Source organism: Pseudoxanthomonas sp. z9, assembly GCF_006542425.1.
In the GTDB taxonomy this organism is placed as follows: domain Bacteria; phylum Pseudomonadota; class Gammaproteobacteria; order Xanthomonadales; family Xanthomonadaceae; genus Pseudoxanthomonas_A.
In genome coordinates this window covers 119,824-140,775 of record NZ_VFID01000003.1, presented here as the reverse complement: position 1 = coordinate 140,775, position 20,952 = coordinate 119,824, and the positions used below count along the sequence as shown (strand labels likewise).

13 protein-coding genes are annotated in these 20,952 nt (G+C 68.9%); 11 read left to right on the top strand and 2 right to left on the bottom strand.

Features of this window, described 5'->3' with window-relative positions:
• Positions 1-186: 186 nt before the first annotated feature.
• From carA to FG323_RS03080, 8 genes are all read left to right on the top strand, one after another.
• Positions 187-1,314 carry a glutamine-hydrolyzing carbamoyl-phosphate synthase small subunit gene (gene carA / locus FG323_RS03115; protein ID WP_141452981.1) on the top strand — a complete coding sequence of 376 codons (1,128 nt, stop codon included), beginning with the start codon at positions 187-189 and terminating at the stop codon, positions 1,312-1,314.
• A 5-nt stretch (positions 1,315-1,319) separates the two neighbouring features.
• Positions 1,320-1,922, top strand: a complete 603-nt coding sequence (locus FG323_RS03110) for a hypothetical protein (protein WP_141452980.1) — start codon at positions 1,320-1,322, stop codon at positions 1,920-1,922.
• Between the two features lie 4 nt (positions 1,923-1,926).
• Positions 1,927-5,169, top strand: a complete 3,243-nt coding sequence (gene carB, locus FG323_RS03105; protein ID WP_141452979.1) for a carbamoyl-phosphate synthase large subunit — start codon at positions 1,927-1,929, stop codon at positions 5,167-5,169.
• 8 nt (positions 5,170-5,177) lie between these two features.
• The gene (greA, locus tag FG323_RS03100) at positions 5,178-5,642 is read left to right on the top strand and encodes a transcription elongation factor GreA (protein ID WP_181444083.1); all 465 of its coding nucleotides are present in this window, start codon (positions 5,178-5,180) and stop codon (positions 5,640-5,642) included.
• 7 nt (positions 5,643-5,649) lie between these two features.
• Positions 5,650-6,594 (top strand): phosphoglycerate mutase, encoded by a 945-nt coding sequence (locus FG323_RS03095; RefSeq protein ID WP_141452977.1) that lies wholly within the window; start codon positions 5,650-5,652, stop codon positions 6,592-6,594.
• On the top strand, positions 6,591-8,318 hold the full coding sequence (gene recJ / locus FG323_RS03090) for a single-stranded-DNA-specific exonuclease RecJ (RefSeq protein WP_141452976.1): 1,728 nt from the start codon (positions 6,591-6,593) through the stop codon (positions 8,316-8,318). The genes FG323_RS03095 and recJ overlap by 4 nt, the downstream gene beginning before the upstream one ends.
• Positions 8,319-8,360: 42 nt before the next feature.
• On the top strand, positions 8,361-9,242 hold the full coding sequence (locus FG323_RS03085) for a LytTR family DNA-binding domain-containing protein (protein ID WP_141452975.1): 882 nt from the start codon (positions 8,361-8,363) through the stop codon (positions 9,240-9,242).
• 234 nt (positions 9,243-9,476) lie between these two features.
• Positions 9,477-10,202, top strand: a complete 726-nt coding sequence (locus FG323_RS03080) for a response regulator transcription factor (RefSeq protein ID WP_255469997.1) — start codon at positions 9,477-9,479, stop codon at positions 10,200-10,202.
• A gap of 45 nt (positions 10,203-10,247) precedes the next feature.
• On the opposite strand, the gene FG323_RS03075 is transcribed toward FG323_RS03080, so the two are convergent.
• Positions 10,248-11,651, bottom strand: coding sequence for an ATP-binding protein (locus FG323_RS03075; RefSeq protein ID WP_141452974.1), 1,404 nt, complete (start codon positions 11,649-11,651; stop codon positions 10,248-10,250).
• Positions 11,652-11,943: 292 nt separating this feature from the next.
• Between FG323_RS03075 and FG323_RS03070 the strand changes: the two genes are divergently transcribed.
• On the top strand, positions 11,944-16,848 hold the full coding sequence (locus FG323_RS03070) for an ESPR-type extended signal peptide-containing protein (protein ID WP_181444071.1): 4,905 nt from the start codon (positions 11,944-11,946) through the stop codon (positions 16,846-16,848).
• Between the two features lie 150 nt (positions 16,849-16,998).
• Positions 16,999-18,906, top strand: a complete 1,908-nt coding sequence (locus FG323_RS03065) for a S8 family peptidase (RefSeq protein WP_141452972.1) — start codon at positions 16,999-17,001, stop codon at positions 18,904-18,906.
• Positions 18,907-19,008: 102 nt separating this feature from the next.
• Here FG323_RS03065 and FG323_RS03060 read toward each other — a convergent pair whose 3' ends face one another.
• Positions 19,009-19,644, bottom strand: coding sequence for a hypothetical protein (locus FG323_RS03060; protein WP_141452971.1), 636 nt, complete (start codon positions 19,642-19,644; stop codon positions 19,009-19,011).
• A 155-nt stretch (positions 19,645-19,799) separates the two neighbouring features.
• Here FG323_RS03060 and prfB point away from each other — a divergent pair.
• Positions 19,800-20,925, top strand: a protein-coding gene (gene prfB, locus FG323_RS03055) for a peptide chain release factor 2 (RefSeq protein WP_141452970.1) whose coding sequence is annotated in 2 segments (ribosomal slippage) — positions 19,800-19,874 and positions 19,876-20,925 — 1,125 coding nt in all. Because the reading frame shifts where the segments join, the coding sequence is not laid out codon by codon here.
• Positions 20,926-20,952 lie beyond the last annotated feature (27 nt).

Genomic DNA, 20,952 nt, shown 5'->3' with positions numbered 1-20,952 from the left:
ACAGCGGGCGCGACGCCTGCGGGCGGCGTGTGGATCGGTCAAAAAACTGTAGCGCGGGCAGGGGCTCGCCCGTATAATTCCCGCTCGCCTGTTACCTACCGCCCCGGACCGGAAAAACGCCGAGTCCGCGGTTTCTTGCAGCCGCAAGTCGGAGGGGCAGGGTTCCTCCACCCCAAGGCGAACCCCGTGACTCAACCCGCAATCCTCGTACTCGAAGACGGCACCGTATTCGAGGGCGAATCCGTAGGCGCAGACGGCCTTTCGGTCGGCGAAGTGGTGTTCAACACCGCGATGACCGGTTACCAGGAAATCCTGACCGACCCGTCCTATGCCCGCCAACTGGTCACCCTGACCTATCCCCATATCGGCAACACCGGCTGCACCGACCAGGACGACGAAGCGCGCCAGGTCTGGGGTGCCGGCCTGATCGTGCGCGACGTACCGCGCCGGCCCAGCAGCTGGCGCAGCCAGGTGGCGCTGCCGGAATGGCTGATCGCCCGTGGCATCGTCGCCATCGCCGGCATCGACACCCGCAAGCTCACCCGCATCCTGCGCGACCGCGGCGCCCAGAACGGCGCGCTGATGGCCGGCGCGGACGTGGACGTGGACAAGGCGCTGGAAGCGGCCCGCAAGTTCCCCGGACTGAAGGGCATGGATCTGGCCAAGGTGGTGTCCACCACCGAACGCTACGCCTGGAAGGACGGCCAGCTGGATCTGGATCGCGGCGCGTTCGTCCACGCCGAACCGAAGTTCAAGGTCGTGGCCTATGACTTCGGCGTCAAGCACAACATCCTGCGCATGCTGGCCGAACGCGGCTGCGAGGTGACGGTGGTGCCGGCGCAGACCCCGGCCGCCGAGGCGCTGGCGCTGAATCCGGACGGCATCTTCCTGTCCAACGGACCGGGCGATCCGGAACCCTGCGATTACGCGATCGACGCCATCCGCGAGTTCGTCGCAAAGAAGATCCCGACCTTCGGCATCTGCCTGGGCCACCAGTTGCTGGCGCTGGCCGCCGGCGCCAGGACCCTCAAGATGGGCCACGGCCACCACGGCGCCAACCATCCGGTCCAGGATCTGGACAGCGGCCGGGTGATGATCACCTCGCAGAACCATGGATTCGCGGTCGACGAGTCCAGCCTGCCGGCCAACGTGCGGGTCATCCACCGCTCGCTGTTCGACGGCACCAACCAGGGCATCGAACTGACCGACGCGCCGGCGTTCTCCTTCCAGGGCCACCCGGAAGCCTCGCCCGGCCCGCATGACGTCTCGCCGCTGTTCGATCGCTTCGTGGCCAGCATGGAACGCGCGGCGTGAGCCGGATGCGGCTGCGTCTCCTGCTGGCCGCGGGATTGCTGGCCAGTGCCGGCACCGCCGCGGCCGCGCCGGTCCCGGTCGACGCCGTGGCCCGCGAGCGGATGACCGAGTACCTGGTCGACATGTTCCCGATCCATCGCATCTTCGCCCAGTTGATGGAAAGGGATCCGAAGGCGCTGGAGGCGGAGCTGGATGGCAAGCAGCGCGCCTGCTTCAGCCAGCAGGTCGCGCGGCCGGCATTCGTGGCCCGCAAGCGGCGCGCCGTCGATGCCTACGCCGACCAGGCGCCGGACGAGTTCCAGGCCGCGCTGAAGCTGCTGGACGACGGCGCCGGCGACGCGATGAAGGAACTGGGTGGATTTTCCATCGACAACGCGCTGGCCGGCGACGGGCAGGGATTCGACCCGAGCAGCATGGCGCCGGACCGGCTCGTGTCCTTCATGACCTTCGCCTACGGTTCGCAGTATCGCCGCCTGCGCGAGCTGTCCGGCTACGGTGAATTCACCGATCAGGATGAGGACCAGCCCTCGGCCAGCGACACCCAACTGGCGGCGATGGCCACCGAAATCTCCGATGCCTGCGGCATCCCCCCGAAATTCTTCGAGTAAGCCCATGCCCAAGCGCACCGACATAAAGACCATCCTCATCATCGGCGCCGGCCCGATCGTCATCGGCCAGGCGTGCGAGTTCGACTACTCCGGCGCGCAGGCCTGCAAGGCGTTGCGCGAGGAGGGTTACCGGGTGGTGCTGGTCAACAGCAATCCGGCCACCATCATGACCGACCCGGAAATGGCCGATGCGGTCTACATCGAACCGATCAACTGGCAGACGGTCGAGAAGATCATCGCCAAGGAAAAGCCCGACGCGCTGCTGCCGACCATGGGCGGGCAGACCGCGCTGAACTGCGCGCTGGACCTGGCCGACCACGGCGTGCTGGAAAAATACGGCGTCGAACTGATTGGCGCCTCGCGCGAAGCCATCCGCATGGCCGAGGACCGCGAGCTGTTCCGCGTGGCGATGGGCGAAATCGGCCTGGAGTGCCCGCGCGCCGCGGTCGCCCACACCCTGGAAGAAGCGATCGAGATCCAGGCCCGCGTCGGCTACCCGACCATCATCCGCCCCAGCTTCACCCTGGGCGGCAGCGGTGGCGGCATCGCCTACAACCGCGAGGAACTGATCGACATCGTCACCCGCGGCCTGGAACTGTCGCCGACCACCGAAGTGCTGGTCGAGGAATCGGTGCTGGGCTGGAAGGAATTCGAGATGGAAGTGGTCCGCGACACCGCGGACAACTGCATCATCGTCTGCTCCATCGAGAACCTGGATCCGATGGGCGTGCACACGGGTGATTCGATCACCGTGGCGCCGGCGCAGACCCTGACCGACAAGGAATACCAGCGCCTGCGCGATGCCTCCATCGCGGTGCTGCGCAAGATCGGCGTGGACACCGGCGGTTCCAACGTGCAGTTCGGCGTCAACGCACAGACCGGTCGCGTGGTGGTCATCGAGATGAACCCGCGCGTGTCGCGTTCCTCGGCGCTGGCCTCCAAGGCCACCGGCTTCCCGATTGCCAAGGTCGCGGCCAAGCTGGCGGTCGGCTACACCCTGGACGAACTGAAGAACGAGATCACCGGCGGCAAGACCCCGGCCTCGTTCGAGCCGACGATCGACTACGTCGTCACCAAGATTCCGCGCTTCGCGTTCGAGAAGTTCCCGCAGGCCGATGCCCGCCTGACCACCCAGATGAAGTCGGTCGGCGAGGTCATGGCGATGGGCCGCACGTTCCAGGAATCCTTGCAGAAGGCGCTGCGTGGCCTGGAAACCGGCAAGGTCGGCCTCGACCCGACCGGCCTGGATCTGTCCAGCGAGGATGATCTGGCCCAACTGCGTCGTGAGCTGAAGTCGCCGGGCCCGGAACGTCTGTTCTACGTGGCCGACGCGTTCCGCGCCGGCATGAGCGTGGAGCAGGTCCACGCGCTGTCGTTCATCGATCCCTGGTTCCTCGACCAGATCGAGGAAATCATCGCCGACGAGAAGCAGATCGCCGCCGATGGCCTGGGCTCGCTGGATGCGCGCCGCATGCGCCGGCTGAAGCGCATGGGCTTCTCCGACGCGCGCCTGGCCCAGCTGGCCGGCACCGACGAGGCCGCCGTGCGCGTGCTGCGCAAGGCGCTGGGCGTCAAGCCGGTGTACAAGCGGGTCGATTCCTGCGCGGCCGAGTTCGCCACCGGCACCGCCTACCTGTACTCGACCTACGAGGACGAGTGCGAAGCCGAGCCGACCTCGCGCGACAAGATCATGATCCTTGGCGGCGGTCCCAACCGCATCGGCCAGGGCATCGAGTTCGACTATTGCTGCGTGCACGCGGCGCTCGCCCTGCGCGAGGATGGCTACGAGACCATCATGGTCAACTGCAACCCGGAGACGGTCTCGACCGACTACGACACCTCCGACCGCCTGTACTTCGAGCCGTTGACGCTGGAAGACGTGCTGGCCATCGTCGAGCTGGAACAGCCCAAGGGCGTGATCGTCCAGTACGGCGGCCAGACCCCGCTGAAGCTGGCGCGCGCGCTGGAAGCCAACGGCGTGCCGGTCATCGGCACTTCGCCCGATTCGATCGACCTGGCCGAGGACCGCGAGCGCTTCCAGCAACTGGTCGAGAAACTGGGCCTGAAGCAGCCGCCGAACCGCACCGCCCGCACCGACGAGCAGGCGCTGGCGCTGGCCCGCGAGATCGGCTATCCGCTGGTGGTGCGTCCGTCCTACGTGCTGGGCGGACGGGCGATGGAAATCGTCTATGGCGAGTCCGACCTGGCGCGCTACGTGCGCGACGCGGTCAAGGTGTCCAATGATTCGCCGGTACTGCTGGATCGCTTCCTCGACAACGCGGTCGAGGTGGACGTGGACATCATCGCTGACAGCACCGGCAAGGTGCTGATCGGCGGCGTGATGGAGCATATCGAGGAAGCCGGCGTGCATTCGGGTGACTCGTCCTGCTCGCTGCCGCCGTACTCGCTCTCCGCCAAGACCCAGGACGAGCTGCGCCGGCAGGTGGTCGAGCTGGCCCAGGCATTGAACGTGGTCGGCCTGATGAACACCCAGTTCGCCATCCAGGCCAACGACGACGGCGACGACACCGTCTACCTGCTGGAAGTGAACCCGCGCGCGTCGCGCACGGTGCCGTTCGTGTCCAAGGCCACCGGCATGCCGCTGGCCAAGATCGCCGCGCGCTGCATGGCCGGCCGCACCCTGGAAGAGCAGGGCGCCACCACCGAGATCGTCCCCGACTATTACTCGGTGAAGGAGGCGATCTTCCCGTTCGCCAAGTTCCAGGGCGTGGATCCGATCCTGGGCCCGGAAATGCGCTCCACCGGCGAGGTGATGGGCGTGGGCCGCAGCTTCGGCGCGGCGATGGCGCGTGCGCAGGAGGCCGGCGGCATCAAGGCGCCGCAGCCGGGCAAGGCGTTCGTGTCGGTGCGTGATCCGGACAAGAAGCGCGTGCTGCCGGTGGCGCAGGCGCTGGTCGAGCGCGGCTTCAGCCTGGTCGCCACCCAGGGCACCGCGGCGTGGCTGCGCGAGCATGGCCTGGACTGCGAGCAGATCAACAAGGTGGTGGAAGGACGCCCGCACATCGTCGATCTGATCAAGAACGGCGAGATCGTGTATATCGTCAACACCACCGAAGGGCGGCAGGCCATCGCCGACTCCTTCTCCATCCGGCGCGAGGCCCTCCAGCACCGCGTCACCTACTCGACCACGATTGCCGGCGCCAAGGCGCTGGTCCATTCGCTGGAATTCCGCGGTACGGGCCCGGTCTGGGCCCTGCAGGAACTGCACAAGGAGCTGCAAGGGTGAGAGCACCACTGACCATGAAGGGCGCGCAGCGGCTGCGCCAGGAACTGGATCTGCTGAAGACGGTGAAGCGGCCGGAAGTCATCACCGCGATCGCCGAGGCGCGCGCGCACGGCGATCTGAAGGAAAACGCCGAGTACCATGCCGCGCGCGAGCAGCAGGGTTTCATCGAAGGTCGCATCAAGCAGTTGGAGAGCGAGCTGTCGCACTCGGAAATCATCGACGTCACCAAGCTCAATGCCGGTTCGCGCATCGTGTTCGGTGCCACGGTGACGCTGGCCGACGTGGAGACCGACGAGGAGAAGCGCTACCAGGTCGTGGGCGACCTGGAGGCGGACATCAAGCAGGGCCTGATCGCGATTTCCTCGCCGCTGGCCCGCGCGTTGATAGGCAAGCACGAGGGTGACGCGGTCACCATCGACGCGCCAGCCGGTCAGCGCGAGTACGAAATCGTCGGCGTCAGCTACACCGACTGACCGGGCGATGGCGACCGCCACCCTGTTGCTGCCCACCCGCACCCGCCTGGCAGGCCAACGCCTGCCAGACGAGGTGGCGAGGGCACTGGGTCGGGCTGATCGCCAGACGCTGGAGGCGGGCGAGCGGGCGCAACTGCGCCGGCACTTCCGGCTGGTGCCCGATCACTGGCCGGTGGCCGCGCTGACCCGGCAACTGGACGCCGGCGATGCCGAAGGCGCCAGCTGGCTGCGTGCGGATCCCGCGCGCGTGTCGCCGGACATGAATGGCGCGCGCATGCTGGCTTATGGCGAGGCGCTGGCGCTGGACGCGGAGGACATCGCCCAGTTGCTGCCGGCATTGAAGCCGCTGTTCGGCGACGCCGGCGTGCTGCTGGACGCGCCGCATCCCTCGCGCTGGTACCTGCGCCTGCCGCCGGATGCGCGGCTGCCGGCGTTCGCGCCGATTGGCGACGTGCTGGGCGACGACCTGTTCGCGCATCTGCCCGAGGGTGATGACGGCCGCCGTTGGCGCGCGTTGCTGACCGAGGCGCAGATCATGCTGCACAACCATCCCTGGAATGCGCGACGGGTCGCGGCCGGCAAGACGCCGGTCAACTCGCTGTGGTTCTGGGGCGGCGGACGCCTGCCGCAGTCGGTGGGCACCCGGTTCCGCCAGATCAAGGGACAGGACACGCTCCTGCGTGCGCTCGCGCTCGCGGCCGGCGTGACCGCCGAAGGCGAGGGCGGCGCGGTCGACGCGCTCATCGATCTGCGTCACCTGCGCCAGCCGGAGGTATTCGCGCGCGACGCCCTGCAACCCTTGCTGGCCGCGCTGGCGCGTGGCGAACTGCATGCGCTGGAACTGGATTTCGAGGATGGCGAGCGCTTCACCCTGCGCCGCGATCAACGCTGGCGCTTCTGGCGCCGTCCGCTGGCGCGCCTGGACGGCGCGGCCGCCGGGTTGACGGCGTGACCTCTTCGCCCCGGATCCGCCGGCGGGAGGTGGTGGTCGCCGGCGAATGGCCGGCGCAGATCCTGCCCTTGCTGCAACGCGTGTACGCCGGCCGTGGTGTCAGTGCGGCCGCGGGAGCGCAGCCGCGCCTGGCACAACTGCTGCCACCCGATGCGCTTGGCGGCCTGGACGCCGCCGGCGGCCTGCTGCATGCCGCCATCGACGAAGGTCGACACATCGTGGTGGTCGGTGATTTCGACTGCGACGGCGCGACCGCGTGCGCGCTGATGGTGCGTGGTTTGCGCGCATTGGGCGCGGCGCGGGTCACCGCGACGGTGCCCAACCGGATGGCGCATGGCTATGGCCTGTCGCCCTCGCTGGTGGACGAACTGGCGGCGCTGGAACCGGAACTGCTGGTCACCGTGGATCACGGCATCGCCTGCCATGCGGGCATTGCCCGCGCACGCGCGCAGGGCTGGCGGGTGCTGGTGACCGACCACCACCTGCCGGGCGAGACGCTGCCGCCGGCGGACGCCATCGTCAATCCCAACCTGCGCGAGGACGGTTTCCCCAGCAAGGCACTGGCCGGCGTGGGCGTGGCCTTCTACGTGCTGCTCGCGCTGCGTCGCCGCCTGCGCGAGGCCGGCCGCTGGCCGCAGGGGGCCGAGCCGGATCTGACCGTGCTGCTGGATCTGGTCGCGGTCGGCACGGTGGCGGATCTGGTGCCGCTGGACGCCAACAACCGCGCCTTGGTCGGCGCGGGCCTGCGGCGCCTGCGCGGCGGGCAGGGCAGCGCGGGTCTGCACGCCCTGATCGAGGTCGCCGGCCGCGACGCGCGCCATCTGACCGCGTCGGACATCGGTTTCGCGATCGCGCCGCGGCTCAATGCCGCCGGCCGACTGGAGGACATGTCGCTGGGCATTGAATGCCTGCTGTGCGACGACCCCGCGCAGGCGCGCGAAATGGCCGCCACCCTCAACGAGATCAACGCCGAACGGCGCGGCGTCCAGCAGCAGATGGTCGACGAAGCGCAGATCGCGCTGGCGAAACTCGCGGCGGTGGAAGCGGAACCGCCGCTGGCGCTGTGCCTGTTCGATTCCGAATGGCATCCCGGCGTGGTCGGCCTGGTCGCCTCGCGGATCAAGGATGGCCTGCATCGCCCGGTCATCGCCTTCGCGCCGGCCGAACCTGGCGCGAGCTCATTGCGGGGCTCGGCGCGTTCGATTCCCGGCTTCCATATGCGCGATGCGCTGGCGGCCGTCGATGCGACCCATCCGGGCCTGATCGAGAAATTCGGCGGCCACGCGATGGCGGCGGGCCTGAGCCTGGCGCAGGCGAACCTGGCGGCTTTCGAGATCGCGTTCCGCGATGTCGCCACGCGCTGGCTGGACGACAGCCTGCTGCAGGCCGAATGGCTGAGCGACGGCGAACTGCTGCCGGAAGAGTTCGACCGCGCCCACGCCGAGGCGCTGCGCGACGGCGGGCCCTGGGGACAGGGCTTTCCCGAGCCGCTGTTCGACGGCGCGTTCGAGGTGATCGACTGGCGCGTGGTCGGCGCGAAACACCTGAAGTTCTCGCTGCGCCTGCCCGGGCGCGCGCAGCCACTGGGCGCCATTCATTTCGGCGGCTGGCGCGAACAGGCCAGGCCGAAGCGCGTCCATGCGGTCTACCAGCTCGACACCGACGACTACCAGGATCGCCGGGGCATCCAGTTGCTGATCCGCCACTGGGTGGCGCTGTCGTAGCCGGGCGGGCGCGAAAGCGCCGCGCCCACCTACAATGCGCCAATGGCCTCTTCCTCCGACACGCTCTACCGCCGTTTCCAGCCCTGGCGCCGCAGCCTTGAAGTCGGCTTCTGGGTAATCGGCATCCTGGTCAACGTGGTCGGCAACAGCATCACCACGGTGATGGACGTCCATCGGGCCGGCTTGCGGATCGCGGACTGGGAACCGGTGGTCTGGGAAAGTTCCAGCGGCATCGTGCTGCTGGCGCTGGTGCCGGCGGTGGTCGCGTTCACCCGCCGTTTCCCGCTGCACTGGGATACCCTGCGGCGGCAGTTGCCCTGGTATCTGCTGGCCAGCGTGGCGTACTCGCTGCTGCACGTGGCGGGCATGGTCGCGCTGCGGATGCTGGCCTATCGCTGGCAGGGCGCGGAATACGATTTCGGTCCCTGGGCACGGGAGTTCTTCTACGAGTATCTCAAGGACGTCCGCACGTTCATCTGGGCAGTCGCGACCATCGAGGTCTATCGATTCCTGCTGCGCCGCTGGCAGGGCGAGGCCAGCCTGCTCGATCTGCCTGACGAGGGTCCGCCGCTGGAGCCGGTGGAGCGCCCGGAGCGATTCCTGGTACGCAAGCTGGGCCGCGAGTTCCTGGTCGCGGCCAGCGACATCGAGTGGGCGCAGGCGGCCGGTAACTACGTCAACCTGCGCGTGCGCGGCCACGACTATCCGTTGCGCAGCACGATTGCCGGCATCGAGGCGAAGCTGGATCCGGTGCGCTTTGCCCGCATCCACCGCAGTTACATCGTGAACCTGGATCAGGTGGCTTCCATCGAGCCATTGGATACCGGCGATGCACGCATTCATCTCAAGGATGCAACCGCGTTGCCGTGCAGCCGGCGCTATCGGGCCGATCTGCGCAGCCGCACCGGAGTGGATCCGGGGTAAGCGCGCGACGGCGTGGCCGGCATCCTGCCCGCCAGCGCGAAAGCGAGTGCCTGGCAAGCTTTCGTTTCGCCGCATCGCGCGATGTTCACGAAATGATTGTGTGCTTGGTCAAGATTCGGTCCTGAAATCCCATCGCGCGCGCGCGGATGGGTGGAAGCGTGCACTTTCTTCATGCATCGCGAACGAACTTTCCGCTACGGTCGATGCGGGATGGCGGTACAGGGGGAATCGAGGATGGCCATGACGGCCCCGATGGAACACGCAGTGCCCTCCGTGGCGTTGCTGGAAGACGATGCGCTGTTGCGCGAGCGGATACTGCTGCCGGGACTGGCCGGATTCGGCTTCGCGGTCACCGGCATGGATTCGGCGGCGGCGCTGCACGTGCACCTGGCCAGGCACCGCTACGACATCGCGGTGCTGGATGTTGGCCTGCCCGACGCCGACGGTTTCGCGGTCGCGCGTGAATTGCGCGACGCGTTTCCGCATATCGGCATCGTCATGCTGACCGGGCGCGCCGAGACCCTCGATCGCGTGCGCGGCCTCAGCCAGGGGGCGGATGCGTACCTGGCCAAACCCGTGGAGGTGGAACTGCTGGCTGCCACCCTGTACAGCCTGCTGAGGCGGCTGCAAGGCATTGCGCCGGTGCGGATGGCCGCACCGGCCGTACGCGGCGCGTGGCAACTGGACGAGGGCGGTTGGTGCCTGCTGTCGCCGGCGGGAGGAACGGTCGCATTGACTCGTACCGAGCGCCGGGTGGTGGAGCGCCTGACCGCTGCGCCGGGCCAACTCGTCACCCGCGATCAACTGGTGGCCGCGCTGACCGACAACGTCTACGATTTCGACCCGCACCGGCTGGACTCGCTGATCTACCGGTTGCGCCGCAAGGTCGCCAACATCTGCGGCGAACCGCTGCCGCTCAATGCCGTGCACGGCGAAGGCTACGTGCTGGCGGCACACTGAAGTCGCGATGCGGCCCGGCGCGGTGCCTCGCGACGTCCCGCCGGTTCAGCCCGCGCGCTCCTGGCCAGTGCCGGCGCAGGGCAACCGGATCGTGAAGGTCGTGCCACGGCCGGGCGTGCTGTCGACCTCGATGTCGCCGCCGATCGCGTTGACCAGGTCATGCACGATGGACAGGCCCAGGCCGGTTCCGGTGCTACTCGGCTTGGTGCTGAAGAACGGCTCGAACACGCGTGCACGGACCTGCGCGGACATGCCCTGGCCGCTGTCGCCGAGATCGATCCTCACCACATCGTCCTGGCGGGTGGTGGCGATCAGGAAACGCCCGCCCTCGGGCATGGCATCGCGCGCATTGGCGGCGATGTTGAGGATCATCAACTCGAACTCGCTGCGATCCAGGTGCACGGGCAACGCTTCGCCACCGGCGGCAAGCTCCAGCCGGATCGAAGCGGGAAACAGTTGGCGCAGCATCGGCCGCATGCCGTCAATGGCGTCGCGGGCATCGAACGTTTCGATGCGCAGGCGGTCGTTGCGACTGAAAGCGAGCAGCTTGCGGGTGACCGCGGTCCCGCGCTCGGCGGCCTCCTCCACGCCTTCCAGCGCCGCTTCCAGGCTCGCGCTGCGGGCGACGGGATCGGCGAGTTCGAGGGCGCGATGCCGTTGCGCGGCGAACCCCTGGATCACGCCCAGGACGTTGTTGAAATCATGCGCGACGCCGCTGGCCAGGCGGCCGCTGGCTTCCATCTTCTGGGCGTGGACGAGCTGGTTCTGGGCGCGCTCGCGTCGCGCCATTTCCTTCTGCAGTTCCTGGCCGCGTGCATTGGCGTCCTGCAGGCTTTCGCGCAGCGCGGTGACGGCCCGATCCAGGATCGCGGTGATGATCAGGTAGCTGATCACCAGCGAAGGCGCGTTGCGTAGCGCATTGCTGATCCATTGCGCTCCCCTGGCGGTGTTCTGGGCGTCGGTGGCGAAGCCGAATGCGAACACCGCCAGCAACAGCGCGAACACCGTCCAGAGCGCGCGCCGGCCCAGCACCAGGCCGGAAATGACCAGGCACAGGATCACCGCGGTCTGATCGATGAGTTGCGCCTGCGCGCCGAGCTTGTGGAAAGCCAGTGCAAGCGAGAACAGCAGCGCGCCGAGGAACAGCCTCACGGCGGGGCGGAAGTGGCCACGCCGGATCAGTCCCACGCATAGCAGGGCGAGCGCGGCGGTGGCGAAATCCAGCAGCAGGACGATGGCCCAGCCGGGCGGTATCGGCCGCGACGAAAGGTGCCAGGCCCAGTTGGCCGGCAACGCGGTCCCGTAGAACATCAGCAGCAACTGCATGGCCGGCGCATTGCGCCGGTCGACGGCATCGGCGACGGGGGCGCTGCGCAGCCAGTGCGCGAGGGAACCCCAGAGGGTGTCCGGCAAAACGGCGGGGGTCGACAGGACGGGACTCCTTTGCATGCCACTGGCCCGGAGGCGGGGGCCACCAGCATCCGCTGGCGCCGGTGAGATATCGGTGATTATTCGGCGAGAACGCGAGCGTGACAACGCCGGCGCGCGCAACTTAGTTTCGCGGTCAGCCCGGCGGCGTTGCAGACGACGCGCAGTTCCATCCGGTGGAAAGCCCGGGGCAGGGCGCGCCACCCATCCACACGGCAATGCGATGCAACGGCCGCAGGCGGATTTTCCGCATGCCCTGGGCCGACGGGCGTGGCTTGCCTATCGAAATGACGAAGCAGGAGCGGAGATCGAGATGAACAAGATTTTCTGTCGTGTATGGAGCCATGCCAGGCAGGCGCTGGTGGTCACTTCGGAACTGGCTTCGGCCCGCGGCAAGCGTGATTCACGCCGTCGTTCCGGCCCCGGCGGGGGTATCGGCGTGATCGCCTCCGCCCTGCTCATCGCGCTCGGTGCGCCGCCCGCGTTCGCGGATGGTGCGGACACGTCCTTGCGTGCCGCGGACGCCGAAGAATGCGCAATGCAGGCATCCACCACGAAAGAGGGCGTGGACGCGCGCCAATGCGATCGGGCCACGACCACGGTGGCTGCTCCCGCCGCCGTGGCGGCGTCCTCGATCCTCGACCTCTATTTCCTGAAGGTCACCGGGCCACAGGATCTGCCGTGGACGCCCGAAATCGAGGGACCGGTGCAAGCGGTGGCCAATGGCTACAGCGCCATCGCGATGGGATCCGGCGCCAAGGCCGAGGGCGACTACACCATGGCGATGGGTGACAGCAGTTGGGCGGCCAGCAATGCCGCGACCGCGATTGGCGGGCAGAGTGTCGCCTACGGTATCGGCGCCAGCGCATTCGGCCAGGGCGCATTCGCCTACGGCGATGCCAGCACCGCGCTGGGACAGAGTTCGCTTGCCGCGGGTTTCGGCAACACCGCGGTGGGCGCGAGCGCCGAAGCCACGGCCGAGCAGGCGGCCACCGCGATCGGCGCGCTGAGCACCGCTGCCGGCATGGGATCGACCGCCATCGGCGGTGCGGCGCAGGCCTATGGTGACGGCAGCCTGGTGGGCGGCTTCAATGCCGGCGCCAATGGCGAGGCGGGCGTCGCGCTTGGCGCCAATTCGCGCGCGGTGGCCGGCGACTTCGGCGTCGCGGTCGGCGGCTACGCCACCGCGGTGGGCGGCGGCAGTGTCGGCATCGGTGGCAACAGCCTGGCCTACGGTGCGCGTGCGGTGGCGGTAGGCAACAATGCCGCCGCGACCGGTGAGGGCACCATCGCCATCGGTGGCAGCGAATGGGTGGATCTGGACGGCGATGGCGAACCCGATGTCGGCGAGGCCACGTTCGCCGAGGGGCAGAACGCCACCGCCATCGGCAATGCTGCCGGTGCCAGCGGCATCGGCGCGCAGGCCATCGGCGATCACGCCAGCGCGCTGGGCAACAATGCCACCGCCACCGGTGCACAGAGCATGGCCGCGGGCGAGTCGAGCACCGCCACCGGCGCGCATAGCGTGGCCAGTGGTGTCGAGAGCAGCGCCTACGGCTACCAGAGCCAGGCGGCCGGCGACTACAGCACCGCCGTCGGCGGATCCAGCCTGGCGCTTGGGCAGGGCGCTTCGGCGTTCGGCACCGGCGCGAATGCGATTGGCGACCACAGCGTGGCCAGCGGATACGGCAGCGTCGCCAGCGGCGGTGACGCCGTCGCCCAGGGCCATGGCGCCAATGCGGAAGGCGGCGCCTCGGTGGCCATCGGCAACGCCGCCAGCGCGTTGGATGGCAGCGGGGTGGCGATAGGCAACCAGGCACTGGCGCGGGGCCTGGGCGCGATGGCGCTGGGAGGCCAGGCGGAAGCCAACGGCCTGTTCGCGACCGCCGCGGGCATGTTCGCCTGGGCCGACGGCCGCGAGAGTTCGGCGTTCGGCGCCGGGGCCGTGGGCAGCGGCTGGAAGGCCACCGCGTTGGGTGCGGGCAGTTGGGCCAACGGCCTGTTCGCCACCGCGCTCGGCGCCGGTGCGCAGGCGGCCGACGTGTCGGTGGCGGTCGGCCAGGGCACCATCGCCGGCATTGCCGGCACCGGCGTCGGTGTGCAGGCCAGGACCGGCGAGGGTGGCGTCTCGGTCGGCAACAATACCCTGACCGGCCTCAACGGTGTCGCCCTGGGCCGCGAAAGCTGGTCCACCGGCGAGGAAGCCACGTCGGTCGGCTACAACAGCTACGGTTTCGGCAGCGGCGCCGCCGCGCTGGGATCCAACGCCTGGGCGATGGCGGACAACAGCACCGCGGTGGGTTCGTACACCTCGGCGACCGCGGACAACAGCGTCGCCCTTGGCCACGGCTCCAGCACCGGTGATCGCGCCAACAGCGTGTCGGTCGGCGCGGCGCAGGCGTGGACGGATCAGTACGGCAATACCTTCGCCGCGATCGATCGCCAGATCACCAACGTGGCGGCGGGCACGGAAGCCACCGACGCGGTGAACAAGGCGCAACTGGATGCGGTGGCCGACAGCGTGGGCGACGCCAATCACTACCTCGCCGCCGACGGCGCGGGTGATGGCAGCGATGCGGCGATCGCCGACGCCGAGCATGCCGCCGCGGTGGGTGCCAACGCCGTGGCGGGCGGTGTGGAAAGTACCGCGGTCGGCTACCAGAGCAACGCGGTGGGCGATCATGCGACTGCCGTGGGCGGATCCAGCCTGGCGCTTGGCCAGGGAGCCTCGGCTTTCGGTACCGGTGCCAACGCGGTGGGCGAGCAGAGCACCGCCAACGGGTATGGCGCGATCGCCAATGGTGCCAACAGCGCGGCGATCGGCAGCAACGCATTGGCCGAGGGCGACGACAGTTTCGCTGCCGGCAACGGCGCGCAGGCCAACGGCGGCGGATCGGTGGCGGTGGGCCCGAGTGCGGTTTCCAACGGCGCGATGGGCGTCTCGGTGGGGGCCGGCGCCCAGAACAACGGCTTCCTGTCCACCGCGGTGGGTGGAAACTCGCTGGCCGACGCGCCGTTCGCCACCGCGCTGGGCGCATTCGCCACCGCGTCGGCGTGGCAGGCCACGGCGGTGGGCGTGGGCGCCTACGCGGAGGGATGGAATTCGACCACGGTCGGTGCCGGCGCCACCGCCGGAGGCGGCGGCGTGGCGATCGGTGCGGGCGCGACCTCCGGTTACTGGGCGGTCGACGAAGAAACCGGCGAGACCATCTACATCGGCACCAACGGCACCGCGGTTGGCGAGAACGCCGCGGCGAGCGGGCAGTTCAGCACCGCGTTGGGTGGGTTTTCCGACGGCTCCTTCAGTTCCGCGGCCGCCACTGGCCGCTACAGCACCGCGCTGGGCGCGGGCGCCTATGCCGGCTCGTACTGGGACAGCGAACTGGTGGGCGACTACACCACGGCCGTTGGCGCGGAAAGCTGGGCCATCGGCGGTTCGGCGACCTCGCTGGGCTTCAACAGCTTCGCCCAGGCCGATCGCGCCACGGTGCTCGGCGCCAACGCATGGACCACGCCGGACGCAGCCAACGCGGTCGCACTGGGCGAAGGGTCGCTGGCCGATCGCGCCAACAGCGTGTCGGTCGGCGCGGCGCACGACTGGACCGACGCCGGTGGCACCGTGCATGCGGCCATTGATCGCCAGATCACCAACGTGGCGGCGGGCACCGAAGCCACCGATGCGGTGAACAAGGCGCAGCTCGACGCGGTGGCGGACGCCGGCAGCCAGGCCAGCCACTACTTCAAGTCCAGCGGCAAGCAGGATGGCAGCGACGATGCCCGGGTCAATGGCCAGGGCGCGCTGGCCGCCGGCGAGGGCGCGGCGGCGACGGCGAACGGCACCACCGCGGTGGGCGCAGGCAGCCAGGCGGCAAAGATCAGCGCGTCGGCTCTTGGCAACAACGCGCGCGCCACCGCGACCAACGCGACCGCGCTGGGTGCCAATACCCAGGCGATCGTCGCGACCGCGACCGCGGTGGGCTCCAATGCGCAAGCACGCGCGCAGGCCGCCACCGCGCTGGGCTACGACGCGCGGGTGGCCGACAGCGCCCAGGACGGCACCGCAATTGGTGCGCGCGCCCGGGTCACCGCCGCGAATGCGGTGGCATTGGGCGCGGGCTCGATCGCCGATCGTGCCGGCAGCGTTTCGGTGGGCGTGGCCGGCGGCGAGCGCCAGATCACGCACGTCAGGGCGGGCAGCGCCGACACCGATGCGGTCAATCTCGGGCAGTTGAACGCCGCGGTGGGCGAGGTCGACGAGGAATTGGCCTCGACGGTGAAGTACGACGACGAGGACAAGGACTCGCTGACCCTGGCGGGCACGGACGGCACCGTCATCGGCAATGTCGCCGACGGACGCCTGGCCGCCGGCAGCCGCGAGGCGGTCAACGGGAGCCAGCTTTTCCAGGTGGGCGATGGCATGGCGCAGGCGCTGGGTGGCGGCGCGTCGATGGGCCCGAACGGACTGGTCGGTCCGGTCTACGGCATCCAGGGCGGGAGTTACTACAACGTCGGCGATGCGCTGGGCGCGCTGGATGGCGCGATCGACGGGCTCAACACCCGCGTGGATCAACTGGAGCAGAAGCCGGGCAACAGCGGCAACGCCCAGGGCAATGGCAACTCGCCGGGCAAGGAACCTGGCAAGCCCCAGGGCGGCACCGTCGCGGCGACATCTCCCGGCAACGACGACGCGGCCAGCGTCGCTGGCGACAGTGGCACGTCCACCGCGTCGGCGGCGCCCGTGTCACCGCCAGGACCGGTGGGGGCCGATGCTGTCGCCGGATCCCCGCCGGCCGCCGCCGCGCCGCCGGTGAGCGCGGCGCCGGATGCCGAGACGGTCGCCAGCGCCAATGCCTATACCGACGCGACCGCGACCAAGACCCTGACCTCGGCCAATGCATACACCGACAGCCGGGTGAAGGCGCTCAGCGATGAGTTCAGCGGCCTGCGCGGCGAACTCGATCACCGCCTGAACCGGCAGGACGAGCGCATCAACCGCCAGGGCGCGATGAGCGCGGCGATGTTGAACATGGCCATCAACGCGGCCAACAGCCGCAGCCCGCGCGGACGTGTCGCGGTCGGTGCCGGCTGGCAGGACGGCGAAAGCGCGCTGTCGGTGGGCTACTCGCGTCCGCTGGGCGAGCGCGCCTCGCTGAGCATCGGTGGCGCCTTCAGCAGCGATGAATCGTCGGCCGGCATCGGTTTCGGTATCGACCTGTAGGCCATGCCGCGACCCGCGCGGGCGACCGCGCGGGTCGATGGCGCGGTCGTCGACCTTCGGCATCCACTTCGCTTTTCACCGTCACATGCGGCGGCGCCAGGCGTGAGCCGTCCGCCGCGGACGTATCCCTGAATCCTTCCGGAGAGAGCAATGAAAAAGAGCACCCGCATCATCTGCACCGGCACCCTGGCCACCGCGGTCGTGGCGGCCCTGTCGGCATTCGCATCGGGCTACCTGACCGGTGGCACGCCCTGGCCGCCGGCGGGCCTCAGCACGCTGGCCACGACCGCTTCGGCCAGCGGCGGCACCCTGCGGGCTTCTGCCGCCGCCGGCTCGTCGATCGCGTCGCAAGGCAAGCGCATGCTGCCCGGCGCACCCGCGCAGTCCGGATTCGATCGCTTCATCGTGCGCCAGCGTGACGGTGCGCGCGCCGTTCTCAGCGGCGCCGCCATGCGCGATGCGGTGCAGGCGGCGGCACGGCGCGCGGGCGTGGCCGGCCCGAGCACTTCGGCGCGAGGCGTCACCGCGTTGGATGTACAGCATCTTCGCCGGATGGCGAGCGGCGCCGACGTGGTCCGGTTGTCGCGCAAGCTCTCCCGTACTGAATCCGACGCCCTGCTGGCGGAACTGCGCGCCGATCCGGCGGTGAAGTATGCCCAGCCGGACTACATCAAGCATCGGCTGGATTTCATCCCCGATGACCCGCGCTTCGATCTGCAATGGCACTACACCCATCCCACCGCCGGCATCGGCATGCCCGCGGCCTGGGACCTCAGCCACGGCGACGGCGTGGTGGTGGCGGTGCTCGATACCGGCTACCTGGATCACGCCGACCTCAACGCCAACATCGTGCCGGGCTACGACTTCGTGCATGACCCGGAAGTCGGCGGCGATGGCGACGGCCGCGATCCCGACGCGCACGATCCCGGCGACTGGTACGGCGGCGACCCCAGTTCCTTCCATGGCACCCACGTGGCCGGCACGGTCGCGGCCACCACCAACAATGGCGCGGGGCTGGCGGGCGTGGCGTTCGGCGCCAAGGTCCAGCCGGTGCGCGTGCTGGGCCATGGCGGCGGCTACACCTCGGACATCAGCGACGCCATCGTGTGGGCTTCCGGCGGGCACGTCGACGGCGTGCCCGACAATGCCGATCCGGCGGAGGTGGTCAACCTCAGCCTGGGCGGCAGCGGATCCTGCAGCCAGGACCCGGCGACCCAGGAGGCGATCGATGGCGCGGTATCGCGCGGCGTCACCGTGGTGGTGGCCGCCGGCAACGACAATGCCGATGCCGGGTTCTATTCGCCGGCCAGCTGCAAGGGCGTGATCACCGTCGGCGCCAATGGCATCGACGGCGCGCGTTCATGGTTCTCCAACTACGGCGCTTCCGTCACGATCACCGCGCCGGGCGGCAACGCCACCAGCGGGTCGGATCCGGAGGATCGCTGGATCTGGTCGCTCGGCAACGCCGGCACGGAGGCGCCGGTGCCGAGTCCGGAGGGCGATCGCCTGATGGGCATGATCGGTACCTCGATGGCCAGTCCGCACGTGGCCGGCGTGGTCGCGCTGATGCAGGCCGCGGCCAACGCCGCCGGCCGTCCGCCGCTCACGCCCGAGCAGGTCAAGCAATTGCTGAAGGGCACCGTGAAGCCCTTCACCGTGGCGCCGCCGGTCAGCAAGCCGCAGGGGCCGGGCATCGTCGACGCCGCCGCCGCGGTACAGGCGGCGACCCAGGAGGTTCCCGAAGACGAGGGCGAACTGCTCAGCAACCGCGTTGCCCTGACCGCGCAGACCGGCGCGGCGGGCGATTCGCTGCTGTATCGCATCGTGGTGCCGGCGGGGCGGACCAGCCTCAACCTGCGCAGCTATGGTGGCAGCGGTGACGTGTCGATTTACGTCGCGCGCGAGCGCGTACCCACGGCGACCCTGTACGACCGCAAGTCGGTCAAACCCGGAAACAGCGAAGCGGTATTGATCACCAACCCGGCGCCGGGAACCTACTACCTGCGCGTCGTGGGCGAAACCGCCTTCGCGGGCGTATCGGTGATGGGGCTGTATTGATGGCCGGCGGGCGGATGGCGCATCGGCGCCATCCGCCCGCACTCCGATCTCCGGTTGCGAGGGGCTTTGCTCATGCGGCGAGGCCACCGGCGCGAGTGCCGTTCAGAACATCTTGATCGAAAGGACGCGGCCGCGCTTGCGCGCGTAGGGCTGATAGCCCTGGAGGATGTCGTAGCGTATCGGCGAGCCGTTTCCTTCCGTCTCCACGTAATGGCAATCCGCGCTGAGCTCGCCGTCGAACTCCATCGCCTGGGTAACGCCGTGACCGGCGCTGCCGTCAATCCAGGTGAATTCCAGAGCCTGCGGCTTCGTATACAGCCTCAGATCGCATACCGCCGGGGCCATGTGCCGAAGCGCATAGGCGGCGTGGGTCAGTTCTCCGCGATAGTGGTACAGGTGGCGGCGCCGGGGTCGGGACAGGTCATCCGCGGGAATGAATTGACCATAGCCGCGGATGGTGATGACACGGCCGCTGACTTCGGTGAACTGGAACGGCGGGGTGTCCTCGTCGGGAACCTGCTGCCGCGCCAGGATGGCGCGGGCCCGCTCCGGCGACAGCAGGGCATTGTCCTCGCGGCCCCAGCGGCCGGTGACATGGAAGCCCTCGACATCCGCCAGCATCCGGCGGAGCAGGGCGTCGTCGGGAGAGGGGTGTTTCCAGCGCACGTTTCCGGCGCAACCGGTGGCCAGCAGAACCAGCAACATCGGCGCGAGAACGAGGAGGAACTTCGATTTCATGGCGTCGGGTCGTGGAAAAGCGGACATTCTGGGCTGGAAGCCGGCCCGGCCCCATAGGAATGCTCCCAGAAGCCGCCGCTCCACGCTTCGGGCGGGCGGGGTCGGCGGCGGCTTGTTACAATCCCCGGTTCCTCTGTGTGCCCCCACCTCCCGCCATGATCGAACTGAACCCCATCCGCCAGCGCATCGCCGACCTGCAGGGCCGGCTGGTTTCGCTACGGGGGTATCTTTGACTACGATTCCAAGCGCGAACGCCTGGAAGAAGTGAACCGGGAGCTGGAAAGCCCCGATATCTGGAACAACCCCGAATACGCCCAGCAACTGGGCCGCGAGCGCTCGCTGCTGGACAAGACCGTCAACGGCATCCGCGAGATCGACGAGGGGCTGATCGGCTCGAGCGAACTGCTGGAACTGGCCGAGAGCGAGAACGACGAGGAAACCGCGCAGGCGGTGGTCGAGGACGTGGAGCGCTTCGCCGGCCGGGTGGACAAGCTGGAATTCCAGCGCATGTTCTCCGGCGAGATGGACAGCGCCAACGCCTTCGTCGACATCCAGGCCGGCGCCGGTGGCACCGAGGCCCAGGACTGGGCCGAAATCCTGCTGCGCATGTACCTGCGCTGGGCCGAGTCGCGCGGCTGGAAGGTCGAGCTGATGGAAGCCAGCGACGGTGAAGTGGCCGGTATCAAGTCGGCGACCTTCCGGGTCGAGGGCGACTATGCCTACGGCTGGCTGAAGACCGAAATCGGCGTTCACCGGCTGGTGCGCAAGTCGCCGTTCGACTCGGACAACCGCCGCCACACCAGCTTCACCTCGGTGTTCGTGGCGCCGGAAGTCGACGACAACATCGACATCGAGATCAACCCGGCGGACCTGAAGACCGACGTCTACCGCTCCTCCGGCGCCGGCGGCCAGCACGTCAACAAGACCGAATCGGCCGTGCGCATCACCCACATGCCCAGCGGCGTAGTGGTGGCCTGCCAGACCGAACGCAGCCAGCATGCCAACCGCGATCGCGCGATGAAGATGCTGAAGGCCAAGCTGTACGAGATCGAGATCCAGAAGCGCAACGCCGAGAAGAACGCGCTGGAAGCGACCAAGGCCGACATCGGCTGGGGCAGCCAGATCCGCAACTACGTGCTCGACCAGAGCCGGATCAAGGATCTGCGCACCGGCATCGAGCGCACCGATACCCAGAAGGTGCTGGACGGCGACCTGGACGAGTTCCTCGAAGCCAGCCTGAAGACCGGCCTGGAAGCCGGCGCCAAACGCATCGACGCATAATCACCGGGCGGGGCCGCGCGCTCCGCC